The sequence below is a fragment of the Nocardia terrae genome (genome assembly GCF_009760405.1).
Classification (GTDB): domain Bacteria; phylum Actinomycetota; class Actinomycetes; order Mycobacteriales; family Mycobacteriaceae; genus Nocardia; species Nocardia terrae.
This window is the reverse complement of the sequence record NZ_WRPP01000001.1, coordinates 631478-652148: the sequence shown is the minus strand read 5'-3', so window position 1 is coordinate 652148 and position 20671 is coordinate 631478. Positions and strand designations below refer to the sequence as shown.

Here is a 20671-nt window from a genome sequence, read left to right as displayed (position 1 = left end):
GAATATACGGAGTTGTTCAGGCTCCGGACATGCGCTGGCTCGGCAGCGTGCCCGCCTCCATGCGCTTCTTGACGTCGGCGCGCAGGAACAGCACGAACAGCCAGACTGCGACGAAGACCACGCCGATCACCAGGATCGAGATGTGGATGAAGCCGCCGAGCAGCAGGGCCACCTGCAGGGCCAGGTTGAAGGGGATGGCCCAGGGGCGGCGCTGCAGGCCCGCGCCCAGGAACATGATCACGGCCAGGCCGACGACGTAGAGGATCGACCACCAGCGCAGGCCGCCGCCGACGGCGCTGATCACGGGCAGCGCGAGCAGGACCGTAATGGCTTCCAGGACCAGGGTTCCGGCCATGACGCCGCGCAGACCCTTCCACGGGTCGGTGGCGGGCGGCGGAACCTCGGGCTTGGCTTCCTCGGCTGCGTCTTGCGGTCGCTCGCTGCGCTCGCTCATGCGGGGTCCTTTCCGAACAGGCTGCGGGCGGCCCCGGCGGTGACCACCGAGCCGGTGATGACTATGCCTGCCCCGGAAACCAATTCGCCGTCCTCCCCGCCCTCGGCGAGGGCGATGGCGGTCTCGATGGCGTCGGCGAGGTCGTGGGCGACGGCCACGCGTTCGTCGCCGAAGCGCTGCACGGCCAGGTTGGCCAGGTCGTCGACGGGCAGGGCGCGCGGGGAGCCGTTCTCGGTGACGACGATCTCGTCGAAGACCGGTTCCAGGGCGTCCAGGATGCCGCCGGCGTCCTTGTCGCCCAGTACCGCGATCACGCCCACCAGTTTGCGGAAGTCGAATTCGCTTGTCAGCGTGGCGGCCAGGGCCTTCGCGCCGTGCGGGTTGTGGGCGGCGTCGATGAAGATGGTCGGCGCGCTGCGCATGCGTTCCATCCGGCCGGGGCTGACGGCACCCGCGAAACCGGCTCGCACGGCGTCGATGTCGAGCTGGCGGGACGCGCCCGCGCCGAAGAACGCCTCGACCGCAGCCAGCGCCAGCACCGCGTTGCGGGCCTGGTGTTCGCCGTGCATGGGCAGGAAGATCTCGTCGTAGACGCCGCCGAGGCCCTGCAGTTCCAGCATCTGCCCGCCGATGGCGACGCGGCGCGAAAGCACCTGGAACTCCGCGCCTTCGCGCGCGACCGCGGCGTCGACCTCGACGGCGCGGCGCAGCAGGACGTCCATGACCTCGGGTTCCTGCTGGGCGATGACGGCGACGGTGTCGCGCGGGGACAGCTCGTCCTCGGGGGCCTTCTTGATGATTCCGGCCTTCTCCCCCGCGATGGAGGTGAGGTCGGGGCCCAGGTATTCGGTGTGGTCCAAGCCGATCGGGGTGATGACCGCGACCTGGCCGTCGATCACATTGGTGGCGTCCCAGCGACCGCCCAGGCCGGTCTCGACCACGGCCACGTCGACGGGCGCTTCGGCGAAGGCCGCGTACGCCATGCCGGTGAGCACCTCGAACTTCGACATGGCCGGGCCGCCATTGGCTTTGGACTGTTTGTCGACCAGCTCGATGTAGGGCAGCAGCTCCCGGTACACCTCGACGTAGCGCCCGGGCGTGATGGGCGCGTTGTCGACGGCGATGCGCTCGGTGGCCAGCTGCAGGTGCGGGCTGGTGATACGGCCGGTGCGCCGGTGCAGTGCGGTGAGCAGCGAGTCGATCATGCGGGTGACCGAGGTCTTGCCGTTGGTGCCCGCGATGTGGATGGCCGGGTAGGACTGCTGGGGCGAGCCCAGCAGATCCATCAGGGTCGCGATGCGGACCAGCGACGGCTCGATCTTGGTTTCCGGCCAGCGCTGGTCGAGTTCGGCCTCGACCAGCGCCATTTCGGCGAGATCCACCGGGGAGGTGCCGGTTTCGCTCAGCGAGCCCTCCGCGTACTGGCGTTCCGGTTCGTCGTTCACTTGGCCGCCAGTGTGGCGATCTCGGCCAGGCGGACGGTGATGCGCTCGACGTCGCCCTCGGCGATCTCCTTGCGCGCCTTGATCTTCGCGACCACCTCGTCGGGGGCCTTGGCCAGGAACTTCTCGTTGCCGAGCTTGCCGGTGGTGCCCGCCAGTTCCTTCTCCGCGGCGGCGAGGTCCTTCTCCAGGCGGCGGCGCTCGGCGTCCAGGTCGACGGTGCCGGAGGTGTCGATCTGGACGACCACGGTGGCGGTGGTCAGGCGCACCTCGAGCGAGGCGGTGGCGGCGAAGTCGTCGCCGGGCTCGGTGAGCTTGGCCAGGTTGGCGATTCCGGCCTGCTGGGCGAGCAGGTCGGCGGTGTCGGTGCCGATCAGCTTGGCGGCCACCTTCTGGCTGTCGGCCAGGCCCTGGTCGGAGCGGAAGCGGCGGATCTCGGTGATCAGCTTCTGGGTGTCGGCGATGCGCCGGGCCGCGGCCGCGTCGGCGGTGGCGCCGGAGACCGTGGGCCAGGAGGAGATGACGATGGACTCGCCCTCCGCGCCCGCGGTGAGCGCCTGCCACAGCGTCTCGGTGACGAACGGGATGGCCGGATGCAGCAGGCGCAGCACCGAATCCAGCACGTTGCCGAGCACGATGCGGGTGCTCGCGGCGCGTTCCTCGGACTCGGCGAACTGCACCTTGGCCAATTCCAGGTACCAGCTGCAGAATTCGTCCCACGCGAAGTGGTACAGGCCCTCGAGGGCCTTGCTGAACTCGTAGTTGTCCAGGGCCGCATCGACTTCGGCGATGACCTCGTCGAGGCGGTCGAGGATCCACAGGTCGGTGTCGGTGAGGGTGTCGCGGGCGGGCAGCTCACCCGGCTGCGCGCCGTTCATGAGCGCGAACTTGGTGGCGTTGAACAGCTTGGTGACGAAGCTGCGCGAGGCGGTCACGTGCGAGGTGCCGACCGAGAGGTCGCCGCCGGGCTGGGCGCCGCGGGCCAGGGTGAATCGGGTGGCGTCCGCGCCGTATTCGTTGATCCAGTCCAGCGGGTCGATGCCGTTGCCGCGCGACTTGGACATCTTCTTGCCGTGCTCGTCGCGAATCAGGCCGTGCAGGAACACATCCTCGAACGGGACCTGCTTCTGGTTCGCGTCCTTGCCCGCGGTGAGCACCGGGTCGTCGGAGACGAACATGCCGAACATCATCATCCGGGCGACCCAGAAGAACAGGATGTCGTAGCCGGTCACCAGCACGCTGGTCGGATAGAACTTGGCCAGCTCGGGGGTGGCGTCGGGCCAGCCCATGGTCGAGAACGGCCACAGGCCCGAGGAGAACCAGGTGTCGAGCACATCGGGGTCCTGGACGTAGCCCTCGGGGGCCTGCTCGTCCGGTCCGACGCACACGATCTCGCCCTCGGGGCCGTACCAGATCGGGATGCGGTGACCCCACCACAGCTGGCGCGAGATGTTCCAGTCGTGCATGTTGTCGACCCACTCGAACCAGCGCGGCTCCTGGCTGGCGGGGTGGATCTTGACGTCGCCGTTGCGGACCGCGTCGCCCGCGGCCTTGGCGATGCCCTCGACCTTCACCCACCACTGCATCGACAGGCGGGGCTCGATGGGCTCACCCGAACGCTCGGAGTGGCCGACCTGGTGGATGTAGGGGTACTTGCGCCCGACCACGCGGCCCTCGGCCTCGAGCCGCTCACGGATCTTGAGGCGGGCCTCGAAACGGTCCATGCCGTCGAATTCGGTTCCGCTGTCGGCGATCTTGCCGGTGATGTCCATGATCGTCGGCATGGGCAGGTTGTGGCGCAGGCCGAGCTCGAAGTCGTTGGGGTCGTGCGCCGGGGTGATCTTGACCGCGCCGGAACCGAATTCGGGGTCCACGTAGTCGTCGGCGACGATCGGGATCTGCCGGCCGGTGATCGGGTGGTAGACGGTGGTGCCGATGAGGGCCTGGTAGCGCTCGTCATCGGGATGCACGGCCACGGCCGTGTCACCGAGCATGGTCTCGACGCGGGTGGTGGCCACGATCACGTGCGGCTCATCGTCGTTCAGGGAGCCGTAGCGCAGCGAGACCAGCTCGCCCTCGACCTCCTTGTGGTCCACCTCGAGGTCGGAGATGCCGGTCTTCAGCACGGGCGACCAGTTCACCAGGCGCTCGGCGCGGTAGATGAGGCCCGCGTCGTAGAGGCGCTTGAAGATGGTCTGCACGGCACGGGACAGGCCGTCGTCCATGGTGAAGCGGTCACGGTTCCAGTCCACGCCGTCGCCGAGGCGGCGCATCTGGCCCTGGATCTGGCCGCCGGACTCGCGCTTCCAGTCCCACACCTTGTCCACGAACAGCTCGCGGCCGAAGTCTTCCTTGGTCTTGCCGTCGACGGCGAGCTGCTTCTCCACCACGGTCTGGGTGGCGATGCCGGCGTGGTCCATGCCGGGCAGCCACAGCACCTCGAAGCCCTGCATGCGCTTGCGGCGGGTCAGCAGGTCCATGAGGGTGTGGTCGAGGGCGTGACCCATGTGCAGGGTGCCGGTCACGTTGGGCGGGGGCAGCACGATCGAGTAGGACGGCTTGTCGCTGCCGGTGTCGGCGTGGAAGTAACCGGCGGCTACCCAGCGCTCGTACAGGTCGGCCTCGACATCGCTGGGGTTCCAGCTCTTGGGGAGGGCATCGGCACGATTACGCGGGTTCTCAGAGGCTGCGCTGGTCACCGGTCGATTCTAAGGGCAGGGATTATCGCCGAACGACCGGGTTTTTGGTAGGGGCCCGACCGGGCTTCCCAGGAGCGTCGTGGGCGAGCCCTGCGAACCTTCCCCGGGCAAGCCGAAGGGCGAGGCTTCCGGCGGATGAGGGACGCTGGAAGCCTCGCCCTCAATGGCCAGACTACCGCCGTTTCGAGCCCCGCTCCCGGATCCAAAGGTAATTCTCAGGATCTGACCCAAATCGGCCAGGGTAAACCAAGATTCGTTGCAACTGCGTTGCGTTGCCCGCATCGTTTCCGCGTCGCAATAGAGACATTGCGAAGCGACCCGCGGGTAGCCTCGTGGTCATGAATCCGATTGTCTCGCGGGTGATGTCGACGATCGCCGGTCAGCTGGGGAACCCGCACGGACTGCTGGGCAAGGGTGTGGCGCGATTCCTCAATCGCGGCAATCGGCCGATGATCGAGGCCGCGGTGACGGCGGCCGAGGTAGGTGCCCTGGACACCGCCGCCGACATCGGCTTCGGCGGCGGCCTCGGGCTGACGCTGCTGCTCGAACGGGTCGGGGCGACCGGCTCGGTGACCGGCGTGGAGCTGTCGCCGGACATGCTGACGCGGGCCCGCACGGAGTTCGCGGCCGACCTGTCCTCGGGACGGCTGAAGCTGGCGGAGGGCTCGCTGACCGGACTGCCCCTGCCCGACGCCTCGCTCGATGCCGTAATCACCTGCAATACCGTGTATTTCGTGCCGGATCTGGACGCCGTGTGCACGGAGCTGGCGCGGGTGCTGAAGCCGAAGGGGCGGCTGGTCATCGGCATCGGGGACCCGGACGCGATGGCGAGAATGCCTTTCGCGCCATACGGTTTCACGCTGCGCCCGGTCGGCGAGGTCATCGCGGCGATGGAGCGGGCGGGATTCACGGTCGAGCGCCGGGACCTGCCGCACAAGCCGATCCCCGGGCGCCTGCTCATCGGCCGCCCGGCCTGACCGGACGCATCCGCCCGGTCAGGGCACGTGTCGAAGACCACTCCAACCGGCTCGGGTGAGCTGGCTCGCTAACCTCTTGCGGCTTCTACCTGCGGTGATGTGTTCTAGCTATCCGGCTGGCGCCAGTCGTCTCCACAGTTCACCGCAGTAACGAGACAGCTCCCGAGGGACCCGATCCCCCTGTTGGAAAGCGAGTCACCATGCGCGTTCGAACCATCGCCGCCACCGCAGCCGCGTGCACCGGGATTGCCCTCGCGGGATCAGCCGTGGCCGGAACCGCTTCCGCCGCAACCCCGTTCCTGATTCCCCAGGCGGGCGCGGCCGGTGTGGAACTCTCCCCCGGCGAGACCCAAGCCCTGGCCAACAGCCCGATTCCAGCCCTGATCGATCGATACGGACCGCGCGACATGGTGAGCGTGGACCTGGAGTCCGATTCGACGCTGCCGCAGACCGGCGATGCCGTCTACGCGGATATGCCCTCGATCGTCGGCGAGGCCGCCTCGCATCCGGACGGCGAGGTGGCGCTGGCCCTGGTTCCCGAGGGACTGGTCGTCCTCCAGGTCTGGTGAGACCGATACACCTGCGCCCCATGCCTTTTCGGCATGGGGCGCGGTGCTGTCCGGAGGTCAGGGCACCAGCACGTCCAGCGCGCCCGGCCCGGCGCGGAACAGCGCCGGGAGCAGGCCGACCGGATCGCCGTCGGCGGTGGCGGGTGCGCCGGGGGCCGTCAGGCGGATCTCGCGAGCCTTGAGTTGGAGCATGGCGGGGTGGTCGATGCGCTTGCCGGAGGACAGCGCCGGGAGCAGGCGCACCATCTCGAGCCGGGACATGGCCCCGACCACGGTCACGTCCAGCAGCCCGTCGTCGATGACCGCGTCGGGGGCGATGAGCATGCCGCCGCCGTAGGTGCGGGTATTGCCGACCGCCACCATGACCGCGTCGCGTTCGAGCACGGTGCCGTCCGGGTGGTCGGGCGAGCCGGTGAGTTCGATGCGGTAGGGCACGGCCAGCTTGCCCACGAGTTCGAGCAGCGCGGCGACGGTGTAGCGCATCGGGCCGTTGGGCCAGCGCAAGTCGTTGGCGCGCAGCGTGACCCGGGCGTCGAGTCCGGTGCCGGTGACGGTGGCGAACCACACGGCCCGGCCGGATTCGTCGGTCTCCACGGTGCCGAGGTCGATGGTGCGGGTGTTGCCGCCCAGCACGGCGGCGACCGCGGCGGCGGTGTCGTCGGGGACGCCGAGTTCGCGGGCCAGGTCATTGCCGGTGCCGCCGGGGATCAGGCCCAGCGGGATGCCGGTGCCGACCAGCGCCTGCAGCACCACGCAGGTCAGGCCGTCGCCGCCCGCGGCCACCACGGCGTCGGGGCGGGCGTCCGGATCGGCCAGGGCCTTGCGGACCAGCCGCTCGGTCTCGGCGGCCGAGTCGCCGCGGATCTCGGTGACCTGGACGCCGCGTTCGGCGAACCGGTTGACCGCCTCGACGGCGACCAGCGCGCCCTTGCCGTGACCGGAGAGCGGATTGGTCACCAGGGCGACGGAACGAACGATGCTCACGGAATCAGCTTCCCAGGGTTGAGGATTCCGGCGGGGTCGACCGCGGATTTCACCGTGCGCAGCACCTGGACGCCGAGGTCGCCGATCTCGTCGGCCATCCACGGCTTGTGGTCGGCGCCGACGGCGTGGTGGTGGGTGATGGTGCCGCCCGCGGCCACGATGGCGTCGCCCGCGGCCTGTTTGGCCTTGGCCCACTGGGCGATCGGGTCCTCGGCCTGCTTGCCGACGACGGTGAAGTACAGCGACGCACCGGTCGGGTAGGTGTGCGAGATGTGGCACATGACCAGCGCCGGGGTGCCCTGCGCGGTGAGCGTGTCGGTCAGCGCGGCGGTCACCTTCGCCTTGAGATTGGCGAGATTCGCCCAACTGGTGGCGGTTTCGAGGGTCTCGCACAGCACGCCGACGTCCAGCAGCGCGTCGCGCAGGTAGGGGGCGGCGAAGCGGCCGTGCTCCCATTCCTGGGCGGGGGCCTCGCCGAGTGCTGTTCCACCGGCGGCGGCCAGCAGTTCGATGGCTTCGGCGCTGCGGGCGGCGACGTGCGCCGCGGTGCCCTCGAAGGTGGTGACGGCCAGGCAGCCGCCGACGGCCGCGCCGCCGATGTCCCCGGCGCGGGCCAGGTTCAGCCCGGTCTCGGCCTCGTCGGACAGCCGCATGACGGTGGGCGCGGCCCCGGCCTGGATGACGGTGCGCAGGGCGTTCGCGCCGGTGGCGAAGTCGGGGAAGGACCAGGCCTGGTAGGCGGTGGTCTCCGGGACCGGGTGCACGCGCAGGGTGACGGCGGTGATGATGCCGAGGGCGCCCTCCGAACCCGAGAACAGTTCGCGCAGATCGGGTCCGGCCGCCGAGGCGGGGGCGCGGCCGAGGTCGAGCTCACCGGCGGGGGTGGCGACGCGCAGGCGCATGATCATGTCGTCGAAGCGCCCGTAGCCGGCCGACGCCTGGCCCGAGGAGCGGGTGGCCGCGAAGCCGCCGATGGTGGCGTATTCGAAGCTCTGCGGGAAGTGGCCGAGCGAAAGGCCATGGCGGGCAAGCAGTTCCTCGGCCTGCGGGCCGGACAGGCCCGCACCCAGGGTGGCGGTGCCGCTGATCGGGTCGACGTCGGTGAGGGTGTTGAGCCGGCCCAGGTCCAGGGCGATGACGGCCGGGAAGCGCCCGCGCGCGGGGTCGAGGCCGCCGACGACGCTGGTGCCGCCGCCGAACGGGACGACCGCGATCGCCTTGGCGGAGCAGTACTTCAGCAGCGCGAGGACCTCGGCGTGGTCGGCCGGGAAGGCGACGGCGTCGGGGGCGTCCTGTTCGCCGTCGGCGCGGCGGCGCAGCAGGTCCGGCGTGGATTTGCCGCCGGCGTGCAGCATGCGGTCGCGGTGGTCGATCGATAGATTCTCGGCACCGACCACCGCGACGAGCCCGGCGTGCTGTTCCGGCGTGAGCGCCGAGGCGCGCAGCGGCACGTCGCCCTCATCGCGACGGGTCACCGGCTCGCCGGACACCCCGAAAACCTGCGCGAGCAGTCCCCGAATCTGGTCGGACAGCGGTTTGTGTCCGGACGGGGAGCCCCAGGCGTCCCAAACCATACTCGCGCGGGCCTGCGGCTCGCCCGGGTTTGCCGTGGATGCGGCGGCTGCTTGTGTGTCGACCATGCGTTACAGTGTGACATAGAATGTCAAGCAGTAACGGATACTACTCTCCGGTGGTGCAAGCCATGAGTTCGACCGAATCATCCTCCGCCGTCGATCGGGCCATCCTCGACGCGGCGCGCGCCTGCGTGGCCGAATTCGGGGTCCGCCGGACCACCCTGACCGAGGTGGCCCGCCGCGCGGGCGTCAGCCGCCCGACCGTCTACCGGCGCTGGGCCGACACCGGCTCGCTGGTCGCGGATCTGCTGGTACGCGAACTGCGCGAGATCATCGCCGACACCGCCCCGGCCACCGGCACCGGCCGCGAGCGCCTGGTCGGCGCGATCGTCGGCGGCGGCTCGGTCATGCGGCGGAATCCGCTGTTCGCCAAGATCTTCCGTGCCGACACCGACATCATGCTCACCTACGTCTTCGAACGCCTGGGCCGCAACCAGCGCGCTCTCATCGAGCTGTTCGCGGCGGGCATCCGAGAAGGCCAGGGCGACGGCTCGATTCGCGCGGGCGACCCCGAGCAGCTGGCCGCCATGCTGCTGCTCATCGCCCAGTCCGCCATCCAGTCGGCCACCGCCTACGCCCCGGTGCTCGACACCGACACCCTCGATACCGAACTCATCCGAGCCCTACACGGCTACCTCACCCCCACCACCCCCTGATCCGCCGAGTGGCACACCGGCGCGGCGATTTCGGACAGATCACCTCGACGCTGCGCCACTCGGCGACCTGGCTGCACTGATTGAGAGGTCTTTCCATGGCTGGCAATTCGACTCGGGGCGATTCGGCGCTCAATGCCGCGCGACGACAGCGCGAGCTGCGCGCCCTGGGCGACGGGACGACCGTCGACGTGCTGGTGATCGGCGGCGGAATCACCGGCGCCGGTGTGGCTCTGGACGCCGCCGCGCGCGGGTTGCGCACGGTGCTGGTGGAGAAGCACGACTTCGCGTTCGGGACCAGCCGGTGGAGTTCCAAACTCGTGCACGGCGGGCTGCGGTACCTGGCCAGCGGCGGGGTCGGGATCGCGCACGAGAGCGCCGTCGAGCGCGACATTCTGCTGACCCGGACCGCGCCGCATCTGACCCGGGCGCTGCCGCAGGTGGTGCCGCTGCTGCCGAGTATCGGTGCGGCGCAGAAGGTTCTGGTGCGGACCGGGTTCGTGGCCGGGGACGTGCTGCGGCGCGCGGCCGGGACGCCGGCGTCGGTGCTGCCGCGCTCGCGGCGCATCGCGGCGGCGGAGGCGCTGCGGCTGGCCCCGACCGTGCGGCGGGCCGGGCTGCGCGGCGGATTGCTGGCCTGGGACGGGCAATTGGTGGACGACGCGCGACTGGTGGTCGGCATCGCGCGCACGGCCGCGCGGGAAGGCGCGACGGTACTGACCCGGGTCGAGGCCACGAAGGTCACCGGCGCCTCGGCCACGCTGACGGATACCCTGACCGGCGAAACCCTGGACGTGACAGCACGTTCGGTGATCAATGCCGCCGGAGTGTGGGCGGACCAGGTGGATTCGAGCATCGAGCTGCGACCCTCGCGCGGCACCCATCTGGTGTTCGACGCGGCGGCCTTCGGCGGTCTCACCGCCTCGCTGACCGTGCCGATCCCGGGCAGCACCAGCCGTTTCATCTTCGCGTTCCCGGCCGCGCACAACCGGGTCTACCTGGGTCTCACCGACGAGGAAGCACCCGGCCCGGTGCCGGACGTCCCGCACGCCACCGACGGCGAGATCGACTTCCTGCTCGACACGGTCAACACCGTGCTGCGGGAGCCGCTGAGCCGCAGCGATATTCGCGGCACCTTCGCGGGCCTGCGCCCGCTGCTGCGCACCGGCGGCGACAGCACCGCCGACATCTCCCGCGAGCACGCCGTGCTCACCTCCCCCACCGGCGTGATCACGGTGGTGGGCGGCAAGCTCACCACCTATCGCAAGATGGCCGAGGACGCCGTGGACGCGGCCGTCGCGCACGCGCATCTACCCGCCGCGCCCTGCCGCACCCGCACCCTGCCCCTGGTGGGCGCGGTGTCCGGCGCGGCCCGCGACGCCATCGCGGCCCCGCCGCGCCTGGTCGAGCGCTACGGCAGCGAGGCCACCACGGTCCTCGACCAGCACCCGGGCCTGGCCGTCGAGGTCGCCCCGGGCATGGATGTCACCGCGGCCGAATTCGCCTTCGCGGTCGAATACGAAGGAGCGCTGGACGAATCCGACCTGCTCGACCGCCGCACTCGCATCGGCCTGGTCCCCGAGGACCGCAAGGCCGCCGAACCCGCCGCCCGCGCCGCGTTCGAATAGCCGCCACCCCGGCATGGCGGCGACGCGCATTCGGCCGGTATCCGACACGCCCGCGTTCATCCCGGCCGAGCGCATGCCGGGATGAACAGTGTGCCGCCGCGGCGGGTATCAGAGGTGCCGCGGGTAGCAGCGTTCCAGGTCAGATGAAGGCCATACAGCCGGACCCCGTGGCTGGCTGGGCCGCGGATCAGATGAAGGCATACAGCCGGACCTGGTGGCTGGGTCCCGGATCAGTTGAAGACGTTGCAGCCGGACCCCGCGCCTGGGTCCCAGATCAGTTGAAGACGTTGCAGCCGGAGCCGGTGGCGATGCCGGTGCCGACGTGGATGTCGACGTAGGGGAAGACGTCCTCGCTGTCGGGATGGTACTGCCAGATCTGCAGCCGGTGCTGACCGGTTGTGGCAGGGGTCCAGCGGATCTGGGCCAGCGCGCCGGAGGGCCTGGCCACCCCGATGGGAACGCTGTTGTCGTAGAAGACGACCGGCGTGGACGGATCGTCCACATAGCCGTCGAGGTCGTAGCTGCAGCCGGTGCCGTAATTGCTGGCCATGCCGAAGCTGATGCCCGGGTCGATGCCGATCCGGGTGGCCGTCGCGCCGGCGGGCCCGGCGAGTCCGACGACGGTCGCGAGCGCGGCGCAGCCGACCGCGGTCGCGGTCGTGTTCCTGATGATCGTGCCCAACATGCCCTCGATCCTCGCCCGCGGGCCCCCGCCGCGGGTGGCATTGCGCCAATCTGGCGGGATCCGTGTCGCCGCGAGTCCGGATGGGGTCGCCACCGGTCCGGGTCGCCACGGGACCGGATGGGTCACTGCGGGACCGGATGGAACGGTCCTATGCTTGGCTGCGATGTTGTGAGCGCCGGGAGAGGGAGGCGCGGATGGGTCGAATTCCGACGACGGTCGGGCTGATGGCGGGAGCCGGGCTGATCGCGCGGTTCGGGAACGTGGTCATCTTCCTGCACGGCGAGAGTCCTTCCATGGAACGGATTCTCGGTGCGGCGGAGGCCGCGGCGACCGCCGCGGATCCGGGTGTCGCGATCGCGCAGCGGCTGGCGGCGACCGTGTTCGCGGGCGGTTCCGCGCAGCCGCCGGCCTTCGGGGTGGTCGCGCCGACGGCGGGCGGGATCCTGATTCTGCTGCGCGGTGCGGTGACGGCCGCGGTGGACGGTCCCGAGGGCGCCCGCACCCTGTCCGGCGAGCGCGCCATGACCTGGGCCGACGAGATCGTGCGGGATCCGGTGCGACGGCTCACGGTGATCGCGGACGGCGTGGGCGAGGAGATCGCGCACACCGATCTGCGGTCCGGGGTGGTGGCGGGCGGCGGTTTCGTCCTGCACGCCCCGGTATCGGGGATCGCGAAACCGGTTCTCGCGCAGACGGCTTCCGCGGCGCCGCCGGAACCGGTGGCCGAACCCGAGCCGCCGAATCCGCGCAATGCCACCACCACACCGGCTCCGGGGTCGCGACTGGACAAGCGGGTGCGGATCGAGGCGCAGGCCGACTCCGGTCCCGAAACACGCGCCACACCCGCCGCGCCCCGCGAGGCCCGCAAGGCGCCGGCGGAGACCCGTCAAGCGCCGGAGCGGCCGCCCGCATCCCAGCCCGCCGGGCCGGATCTGGCGAAAAAGCCGCAGCCCGCGGCCGATTCGACGCCGCCGGTCCAGCGCCCGGATCGGCCGGACCCCGACGATCAGCCGCCGACCGCCGCCTACATTCCGGGCGTCGAGGGGTTCGACGATTCGGTGCCCCTGCCCGCGGTCGGTCAGCAGCCGCCCACCTCGACCATGGCCGCCGTGCCGGGCGCGCTCGCCAGCGCCGAGGGCGCGGTGTATCCCCTGGATCGTCCGTATGTGATCGGCCGCGACCCCCTGATCGACGAGGCGGTGCGCCGCGCGGTGGCCTCACCGATCGTGATCGCGCGCGATCGGCACGTCTCGCGCGTGCACGCCCGGGTCTTCATCGAGAACGGCATGGTCTATGTGCGCGACGCCGGGACGCCGGGCGGCACCTTCGTGGCGGCTCCCGGTGCGGCGGACTGGGTTCGGGTGGGGCAGCGGCCGATGGAGCTGAAGGCGGGGTGGAGTCTGCGCATCGGCGAGCGGATCCTCACCTACCGCACCACCTAGCGCTCGGCGCGGCCGTTCCTCACTGCAGCGAGGACCAGTCGCCGCGCTGGAGGTCGTGCCGGGCGAACGCGGAAACCTCTCGCCGGGCGCGGACCGCCTGCTGCGCGGCGGCCACGTCGGCCGGATGATGGCCGAGCACGATCGCGCCCACCAGCCGATTCTCCGAGATGACCAGTCGGCGATAGGACCGCTGCGGCGACCGGTCGACCACGATCACCTCGTCGTGCCCGCGCGGCTCGACCTGCCCGATGCTGAACAGCTCCAGGCCGACACCCTTGAGGATGGTCGCGGGCGTCTCCGCGACGATCACCTGATCACCGCCGAGCGCGTTGACCGCGGCGGCCTGCGCCTGCTCGGCCGCGATCGGCCACAATCCGAGCACCCGGTCCCGATGCTCGGCCACATCCCCGGCCGCGTAGACGCGCGGTGCGCCGGTGCGCATGCGGTCGTCCACGAGAATGCCGCGGCGGACCGGGATTCCGGCGCGGGCGGCCAGGTCGATATCGGGCTTGATGCCGATGGAGGCGAGGAACACCTCGCAGGGCAGCACGGTGCCGTCCTTCAGTCCGGCGTACCGCACCGGGCCCGCCCCGTGATCCCTGGGATCGGCTGTCAGCCTGGCGGTTTCGGCCCGGTGCCGCACCGCGATCCCGGTCCGGGTGAAATGGTCCAGGACGATCTGGGAGGCGCGCGGGTCGAGCTGCTTGCTCAGCAGGCGCTGACCACGTTCCAGCACGGTGACCCGTAATCCCAACTGGTGCAGGGCGTATGCCGCCTCCAGGCCGAGCAGCCCGCCGCCCGCGACGACGGCGCGGGTGCACGCGCGCTGCTGGGCGTAGGCGCGGATCCGCAGGGCGTCCCCGGCTTCGCGGAGCACGAAACTGCCGGGGCGGTGCAGTCCCTCGATCTCCGGCAGCGCCGCCGCGGCTCCGGTGGCGAGGATCAGCCGGTCGTAGGGCAGTACGTCGCCGGTGCCGAGCCGGACGCGCCGGGCGCGCGGATCCAGGTGCGTGGCCAGGGTATTGAGCCACGGGTGGATGCGATGCTCCTCGTACCACTGTTCGGGCAGCAGGTGCAGGCCCTGCATGGCGGAGCGGCCGGGGATCAGGCGGGAGATGCCCATGCGGTTGTAGAAGTCATGGGATTCCCGCCCGACCAGGTGGATTTCGCAGTCCGGATGGCCGCGGCGCAGGAAGTCGGCGGCGGTCACGCCGGCGATGCCGTTGCCGATGACGACCAGGCTCATCAGCGAGCGGTCGAAATGCGCCGGGCGGTCGCCGTTTCCGTGCCCGGGTTCGGGGGTGAGCGAGGCCCGGACCCCGCCGCCCTCGACGCGGGCGCAGCAGGCCATGCGGGTATTGGCCGCGAAACCCAGGCGGCGCAGCGTGTTCCGCTCGTCCGAGGTGGGTGCGCAGAGCTGGTCCGCGCCGTCGAGGATGGCCACGGGGTCCGCACCGCAGACGCCCATGCGGCAGCCCGCTTCCAGCGGCAGGTTCGCCCGTTCGGCGAGTTCGAGCAGGCTCGCGCCGGTCTCGGCGGCCACCGTCGTCCCGTCGAGGATCACCGAAGGGCCGGTGGCGGTGGGCTTCTCGTCGGCGCGGGGGCGTGGGAAGGGCAGCAGGACCGGTTCGGTGCGGGTGCCGGTCGTCAACGCGTACTGCAGCTCGCTGACCCGGGTGCGGGCCAGGAACAGCACGGTCGCGATCAGCACGAGAGCGCTGATCGGCCAGCGCAGCCAGGCCACCCCGCCCACTCCGGTGAGGCTGGTGAACGAGCCGAGCAAGACCGGCCCGGCGAACCAGTAGAAGACGTTCAACGCCAGCACCGCGTACATCGCGGACAGCATGGCCGCGCTGACACCGGTCAGCGCCTCGACCGCGAAGAAGACGCCGATCGCGGCGAGCATGAACACCGCCAGCACCAGATACCGGTTCAGCACAGGCAGATTCGAATGTCCGGCCAGCACCATGAACCCGAGGACGAATCCGGGCAGCGCCGCGGCGAACAGTTTGCGGGGCGCGCTCCAGCCGCGTTCGGGATCGGCCATATCGGCTTGGTAGGCGGCGCGCGGCTTGAAATCGAAGCAGTTCTTGGCGCAACCGACGCAGGGTTGGCAATGGTTGTTGGCGATGGTGACGAACGGGGTCTGCCCGTAGGCGCGCTGCAGCGGGAACAGCGGGCAGATGCTACTGCACCAGCCGCTCTTGCCCTTGAATGCGACACCGCCGGTGAAGGCGGCCAGCAGAACGGCGGAAAGGACGAGGCCCGTAGCGATTCCACTGCGGTCCAGGCCCGCCACCCGGGATCCGGCGATGCCGAAGAACAGGGCGACGGCGACGAGATAACCACGCCGCTGCATCCACACCGGCGGGGTGGCCGCCCGCGTGAACCGGAACAGGCGCGGCAGCTGATTGGTGGCCGCGAGCGGACAGGTGTTGCGCCACAGGCCCGGCGCGATCAGGAACAGCCCGGGCAGAATCGGGACCACGACCTTGAAGAACCAGAACAGCCCGGCGGCGGGCCGCGCGAACAGGGTGACGATGAGCGCCAGGTATACGGTGATGCTCAGGAATCGCGCCGTCCGCCAGACCGGCAGCGGAATGCGGCTCGGCAGTTCGGTGAAGGCGGGGAACATGTTTCGCTCACCGGTGGGGTCGATGTCGAGCACGCGGTTGGCGACGGCCACCCAGCGCGGGACGACCGCCACGCCGCCCGGCGGGCGCGGCAGCGGCCCGGACGGCCCCAGCTCGGTCGCCGCGTGCTCGAATACCTCGGCATCGGCGAGGGGCACGTGCAGCACCAGGATCTCGCTGCGCCCCAGCCGGACCACGTCGCCGGTCACCAGTTCCCGCCGCCCGGTCAGCGGCACCCCGTTCACGGTGGTGCCGTTGCGGCTGTCGAGATCGACCACCGACAGCGCGGTCGGCGTCGGCACCAGGCGCAGGTGCTTGCGCGAAACGCCGCCGTCGGTCAGGACTTCGTGGCTGCCCTCGCGTCCGAAGATGATCGGCCCGTCGAGCATCCGCCGCCGCGCGGGCCGCCCCCACTCGCGGATCTCGATGACCGGTCGCCCCGCCATGCTGCTACCCCACTTCTCCGCGCGCGATCACCGACCGCGCTGTGCTCGTGCGTATATCGCCTGGTGCCGGGCCGCATTAACGCCGGTCGCGACGGGTCTTTCAGGCCCGCTCCCGCAGTCGTTGGATCCGCACATAGCGGTAGCGCTTGCCGACCCGGCGGCATCCGGTGGCCAGCGCCAGCCCGGTCGCGACACCGCCCGCGGCGCAGGCGATCAGGCCGAGCACCGTCGGCTCGTGTCCGAGCAGCACCCAGGCCGCGCCGACCGCCGCCGCACCGAGCAGGCCGGTGCTGATCGCGAGACCCACCGTCGAGGCGAATCGCGCGCTGCCGCGGCGCAGCGTGCGCGCATTGGATTCGGCGTACGCGCCCGCGAACAACAGCAACAGCAGGATGCCGACCGCGGTCGCCGTGGTCGTCGACCGCTGATTCGTCCGCATCGCGAACCGATAGGCCGCCGTCTGAGACCCATTGCGCGACAAGACCAGTTCGCCGGTCAGCTGCCCGGCGAGCACATATCGATTCACCGGGGCGGAAATCTCTCCCATGCCGTTCCGCAGGGTCGCGCTCTGTCCCCCGGCGCGCACACCGAGCACCTCCACCGACAACTTCGCCGCGTCCGCGTCTGCCCCGGTGACGGTGATCGGCACCGGCTTGGACAGGTCCAGGTCGACGGTCCCCGCCGCCGGATCGACCCCACCGATGCGAATCATTCCGGCGGGCGGCACATTCCGATCCGCCGCACCGAACCCGAGCACGGCGGCCGCACCCGTCACCACCGCCAGGATCGACGCCGCCAGGAACGGCACCCGCGGCGACGGCAGCGTGACCACCTTCCGCACCGGCACCAGATCCGCCCGCGCCACCTCGGCCAGCCGCGCCCCGCCATGCCGAATCGGCTCCTTGGGCCGCATAGCCACCATAGGCCCGGCCCCCGAGAAACCGGGTGCCCTGACGTTTCTCGCCCCGGCCCCAGCGAAGCCCGGTGCCCCGGCATTTCCCGGCTCCGCCCCAACGTTTCCCTGAGCGCCCGCCTGCCTCCCGGTACCGCCGGGCACGGCGTCGCCACTCCTCGGCGAGGAACCGCGGCCGAATCCCGCCCCTTGACCTGACGATGTGCCCGGCCCAACGGGCCCCGGCGGAACCGTACCCCCCTGCCGGGGTGCCGGACTTCCCAGCGCGGGCCGCATTCCCAGCCCCGCATCCGCGCGCTGTGTCGGAGCGCTGCGCGAGCCGGAACGAGGCGGCCCCGGCGCGACGGCGCCCCCTTGTGGGTTCGGGACCCGATGCGGCGCATCGGACGGACCGATCGGCGCGCGGGGAGCGTCGGACCGCGACGACGGACTATCGCCTCGGTCGCCCGGCCCGTCCTGCGGGGCGAAGAATTCACGGCCGGAACGGGATTGCGGCGCATCGGCCCGAGGTTCCGAACGCGGCGCGGCAAGGTCAGGAGGGGTGGGGGTCTGCCGCAACTCCTCCCTCGACACCGAGTCCGCGGTGGCGGCGTGCGGCGCGAATCGGGGCGGCCGCTGTTGTGGCGTGGGGGTGAGCGGACCGGAACGCAGGCCCGGAGTCGGCCGACCGGTCCCGGGGCCCCGGGCCGCCGCACCGGGTGGCGGCGTCAGCGGGCCCGGTGCCATCGAACCGGGTTGCGGTGTGTACTGGGCGAAGCCGCGCGCGCCGCGGGAGCCGCCCGTCGCGGCGGCGACGATGGTGTCCGCGCCGATGACCGGGATGCCCACGGGGGTCAGCCAATTGGCGCCCCACAGGTGCGCGGCGGGCTCGGCGAGGGCGATGCCGAAGATTTCGGCGGTGTCGTAGCGGTCGGCGGGGTCGGGGGCCAGGCCGCGCATGACGGCCTCGGCGATGGGGTGGGGGACGAAGGGGGCGACCTCGGTGAGGGGAACCGGGTCACCGTAAGCGTGGGCGAACAGCATGGCCAGGGCGTCGGAGCCTGGCGGGAACGGGAGTACGCCCGAGAGCAGCTGGTAGAGCATGGTCGCCAGCGCGTACACGTCGGTGGCGGGGGAAAGCTGCTGGCCGCGAACCTGTTCGGGGGCGATGTAGGACGGGGTGCCGATGATCTCGCCCGCCCGCGTCACCAGCGTCTCGTCACCGCCGACGATCTTGGCGATGCCGAAGTCGGTGAGCTTGAGCGCGCCGTTGGCGGCGAACATCAGGTTGGAGGGTTTCACGTCGCGGTGCAGGATGCCGCCGCGGTGGGCCGCGTCGAGTCCGGCCGCGCAGGACAGGGCCACGGCCAGCGCGGCGGTCGCCTCGAATCCCGCGGTGATGAAGCGGTTCTCGACGGTGCCGCCGGGCAGGTACTCGAGCACCAGCAGGCACATGTCGTCGTGCTCGACGTAGTCGTACACCGGCACCACGTGCGGGTGGTCGAGTGCGGCCATGATCTGCGCCTCGGCCACGAACCGCCGCCGCACCTGCATGTCGTCGGCGAACTGCGGCGGGATCTGTTTGATGGCGACCCTGCGGTTGAGCCCGCGATGGATCCCGGCCAGCACGACACCGCAGCCGCCCCGCCCGATCTGCCCGCCGATCTCGTAGCCCGGCAGGGCCGCCCGCACCCGCGCGAGATCGGCGTCGGTCAGGTTCCCGACGGTCATCGACCCGCTCCCCCGGCCGGAAATCCTTTGGAGGAACTCTGGATCGTCGGCTCGTCATCCTCGGGTCCGGCCCCGGCCGGGTCCGCCTTGCCGAGGTTCACCCCCGGCCCGATCGTGGTCTCGCCGAGCCCGCGCGGCCCGCGCGGCCGCACCGGACCCGAGGGGTAGGCCGTGCTCGAATCGTCCACGCCCGCAGCCGAATACCGGAACGGTTCGGCGGACGCGCCGGGACGGCTCACGGCCGGCAGGCCACCCGAATGCGGATTCATCGCCGTGGCGAGCGGCCCGCTGCCCGGATAGGGACTGTTCCGCACGACCTGGGTGGCGGCGTTGGCGTCGACGCCCGGCGGACCGATCGGTTCCAAGTCGCGGAAGGTGCCGCCCGGCTGGCCGATCGGCCGCAGGTCCGGATGGGTGCCGCCGTAGGGCGGATTGGGGCCGGGCGGCGCAAACGGCACGCCCGGATTCGGCGGGGCGGCCGCGAAGCCCTGGGCGTCGAGTTCCCTTGCCGCGGCGAGGTCTTCGGGGTCCAGGCCCAGGTCATCGGCTTGCCGGGGCGTCGGCGAGAGGTACCCGGCCAGGAAGAAGATCGCAGCGGTGGCCGCGGCGAGCGACAGCCACAGCGCGGTGCCGGGCACCCACCAGCGGGCCACCGAGGCGGTGAAGCCGATCATCAGGCCGATCCCGACGCCGGGGGCCAGCAAGCGCAGCCCGCGCTGCCAGCGATTGACCGAAAGCCGGTGGCGCGCAACGGTCAGCGCCGCGTCGGCGATGGCGAGGCCGGTGAGGACGGCGATGATGATGCCGAACAGGCCGTACACCGACAGCAGCGAGCCGCGCACATCGATCACCGTGTGCGCGGCGGTGAGGGCTTTGCCGTCCGAGCCGATCAAGGTGAGATCCGAGCCGATGAGCCCGGTGGCCTGACCGTCCAGGCCCGCCGGATCCAACCGGTAGGTCAGCTTGTCGGTCTTTCCCGCCGCGACGGTCAATTCGACTGTCGTGGAATAGGAGTAGAAGTTCAGCCCGAGCACGTGCCCGGCCAGGTCCACCCGCCGGACCGACACCGGATTCGAGGTCCCGTTGGTGATCTCGACGACGACGAGCACCACCTTCTTCGGATCCAGGCGCACCGGATCGCCCGCGTTCGCGCCCGCGATGGCGCGCCCGTCGATGGTCGCCTGCGCGCTCACCCCGCCCGCCGCGTGCGCGGCACCGGGCGTGAAAAACGCTGCCAGCGCGACGAATACGGTCAGCACCAGCCCGGCGAGGCCGGTCCAGGGGCGCGTGCGGCTGGTCATCGGGGCCTCCGTGCCGGCAGATGGGAGATCAGGCGGTGGCCGTAGAACCAGCCGCCGACGAGCAGGAAGAACAGCAGCACGGTCATGGTGGCGGCGCCACCGCCGACCTGGCTGACCAGCACGATGTCCAGGTCCGCGGCCAGTTTCGCGCCGCACTCGGCGGTCACCTCGTGCTGGCCGATCTCGGCGCCGCCGGTGGTGAGGGTGGTCTCGAATCCGCCGTCCGCGCGGGCCTTGGTGTCGCCGACGTTCGCGCCGCCGATCGTCAGGCGTACATCCGAACCCGGATCACAGCCGCTGCCGCTGGCCGTCACCTGCGCGCCCGGCGGCACCGCGGGCGGATTCAGGGAAAGCCCCGAGGATTGCGCCGGGACAGGCGTTGTCGGCACCGGAGTCGTGGGCTCCGCGCTGGGCGGAGCCACCTCCGGCGTAGATGGTGGCGGCACCGCCGGGGCGGTGGTCACGACCGGAGTGGTGGGTACCACCGGATTGGGTTGCGGC

At 71.1% G+C, this 20671-nt stretch carries 15 protein-coding genes; 5 read left to right on the top strand and 10 right to left on the bottom strand.

The window, feature by feature from the left end:
- Positions 1-16: 16 nt before the first annotated feature.
- Genes GPX89_RS02875 through GPX89_RS02865 form a run of 3 tightly spaced genes read right to left on the bottom strand, consistent with a single transcriptional unit; the run spans position 17 to position 4595 of the window.
- Entirely contained in the window at positions 17-454 is a 438-nt protein-coding gene (locus tag GPX89_RS02875; RefSeq protein WP_157354914.1) for a DUF4233 domain-containing protein, read from the bottom strand.
- The gene (folC, locus tag GPX89_RS02870) at positions 451-1899 is read right to left on the bottom strand and encodes a bifunctional tetrahydrofolate synthase/dihydrofolate synthase (protein ID WP_407939309.1); all 1449 of its coding nucleotides are present in this window, start codon (positions 1897-1899) and stop codon (positions 451-453) included. The genes GPX89_RS02875 and folC overlap by 4 nt, the downstream gene beginning before the upstream one ends.
- Positions 1896-4595, bottom strand: coding sequence for a valine--tRNA ligase (locus GPX89_RS02865; RefSeq protein WP_328601445.1), 2700 nt, complete (start codon positions 4593-4595; stop codon positions 1896-1898). Before GPX89_RS02865 ends, folC begins: the two co-directional genes overlap by 4 nt.
- Positions 4596-4933: 338 nt before the next feature.
- Here GPX89_RS02865 and GPX89_RS02860 point away from each other — a divergent pair, with 338 nt between their 5' ends.
- Together GPX89_RS02860 and GPX89_RS02855 are read left to right on the top strand one after the other, a co-directional pair.
- A complete protein-coding gene (locus GPX89_RS02860) occupies positions 4934-5572 on the top strand; it encodes a class I SAM-dependent methyltransferase (protein ID WP_157354913.1) in 639 nt (212 codons plus the stop codon).
- A 200-nt stretch (positions 5573-5772) separates the two neighbouring features.
- Positions 5773-6141 (top strand): hypothetical protein, encoded by a 369-nt coding sequence (locus GPX89_RS02855; protein ID WP_157354912.1) that lies wholly within the window; start codon positions 5773-5775, stop codon positions 6139-6141.
- 57 nt (positions 6142-6198) lie between these two features.
- Here GPX89_RS02855 and GPX89_RS44235 read toward each other — a convergent pair whose 3' ends face one another.
- Together GPX89_RS44235 and GPX89_RS44230 are read right to left on the bottom strand one after the other, a co-directional pair.
- Positions 6199-7125: a diacylglycerol/lipid kinase family protein gene (locus tag GPX89_RS44235; protein ID WP_328601444.1), complete on the bottom strand. Its 927-nt coding sequence runs from the start codon at positions 7123-7125 to the stop codon at positions 6199-6201.
- Complete coding sequence (locus tag GPX89_RS44230; RefSeq protein ID WP_235946796.1) at positions 7122-8699, bottom strand: FAD-binding oxidoreductase; 1578 nt, start codon at positions 8697-8699, stop codon at positions 7122-7124. The genes GPX89_RS44235 and GPX89_RS44230 overlap by 4 nt, the downstream gene beginning before the upstream one ends.
- A 128-nt stretch (positions 8700-8827) precedes the next feature.
- On the opposite strand from GPX89_RS44230, the gene GPX89_RS02840 reads away from it, so the two are divergent.
- Together GPX89_RS02840 and GPX89_RS02835 are read left to right on the top strand one after the other, a co-directional pair.
- Entirely contained in the window at positions 8828-9415 is a 588-nt protein-coding gene (locus tag GPX89_RS02840) for a TetR/AcrR family transcriptional regulator (protein WP_235946639.1), read from the top strand.
- Between the two features lie 95 nt (positions 9416-9510).
- The gene (locus GPX89_RS02835) at positions 9511-11040 is read left to right on the top strand and encodes a glycerol-3-phosphate dehydrogenase/oxidase (protein ID WP_157354908.1); all 1530 of its coding nucleotides are present in this window, start codon (positions 9511-9513) and stop codon (positions 11038-11040) included.
- A gap of 274 nt (positions 11041-11314) precedes the next feature.
- Here the strand turns inward: GPX89_RS02835 and GPX89_RS02830 are convergent, their stop codons facing one another.
- Positions 11315-11725, bottom strand: a complete 411-nt coding sequence (locus GPX89_RS02830) for a hypothetical protein (RefSeq protein WP_157354907.1) — start codon at positions 11723-11725, stop codon at positions 11315-11317.
- Between the two features lie 194 nt (positions 11726-11919).
- Here GPX89_RS02830 and GPX89_RS02825 point away from each other — a divergent pair, with 194 nt between their 5' ends.
- Positions 11920-13167 carry an FHA domain-containing protein gene (locus GPX89_RS02825; protein WP_157354906.1) on the top strand — a complete coding sequence of 416 codons (1248 nt, stop codon included), beginning with the start codon at positions 11920-11922 and terminating at the stop codon, positions 13165-13167.
- Between the two features lie 19 nt (positions 13168-13186).
- On the opposite strand, the gene GPX89_RS02820 is transcribed toward GPX89_RS02825, so the two are convergent.
- The 4 genes from GPX89_RS02820 to GPX89_RS02805 form a co-directional block, all read right to left on the bottom strand.
- Positions 13187-16246 carry an FAD-dependent oxidoreductase gene (locus GPX89_RS02820; RefSeq protein WP_157354905.1) on the bottom strand — a complete coding sequence of 1020 codons (3060 nt, stop codon included), beginning with the start codon at positions 16244-16246 and terminating at the stop codon, positions 13187-13189.
- 100 nt (positions 16247-16346) lie between these two features.
- A complete protein-coding gene (locus GPX89_RS45285; protein WP_157354904.1) occupies positions 16347-18869 on the bottom strand; it encodes a serine/threonine-protein kinase in 2523 nt (840 codons plus the stop codon).
- A complete protein-coding gene (locus tag GPX89_RS02810; protein WP_157354903.1) occupies positions 18866-20170 on the bottom strand; it encodes a hypothetical protein in 1305 nt (434 codons plus the stop codon). Before GPX89_RS02810 ends, GPX89_RS45285 begins: the two co-directional genes overlap by 4 nt.
- Positions 20167-20634 carry a hypothetical protein gene (locus tag GPX89_RS02805; protein ID WP_157354902.1) on the bottom strand — a complete coding sequence of 156 codons (468 nt, stop codon included), beginning with the start codon at positions 20632-20634 and terminating at the stop codon, positions 20167-20169. Before GPX89_RS02805 ends, GPX89_RS02810 begins: the two co-directional genes overlap by 4 nt.
- Between the last annotated feature and the right edge of the window lie 37 nt (positions 20635-20671).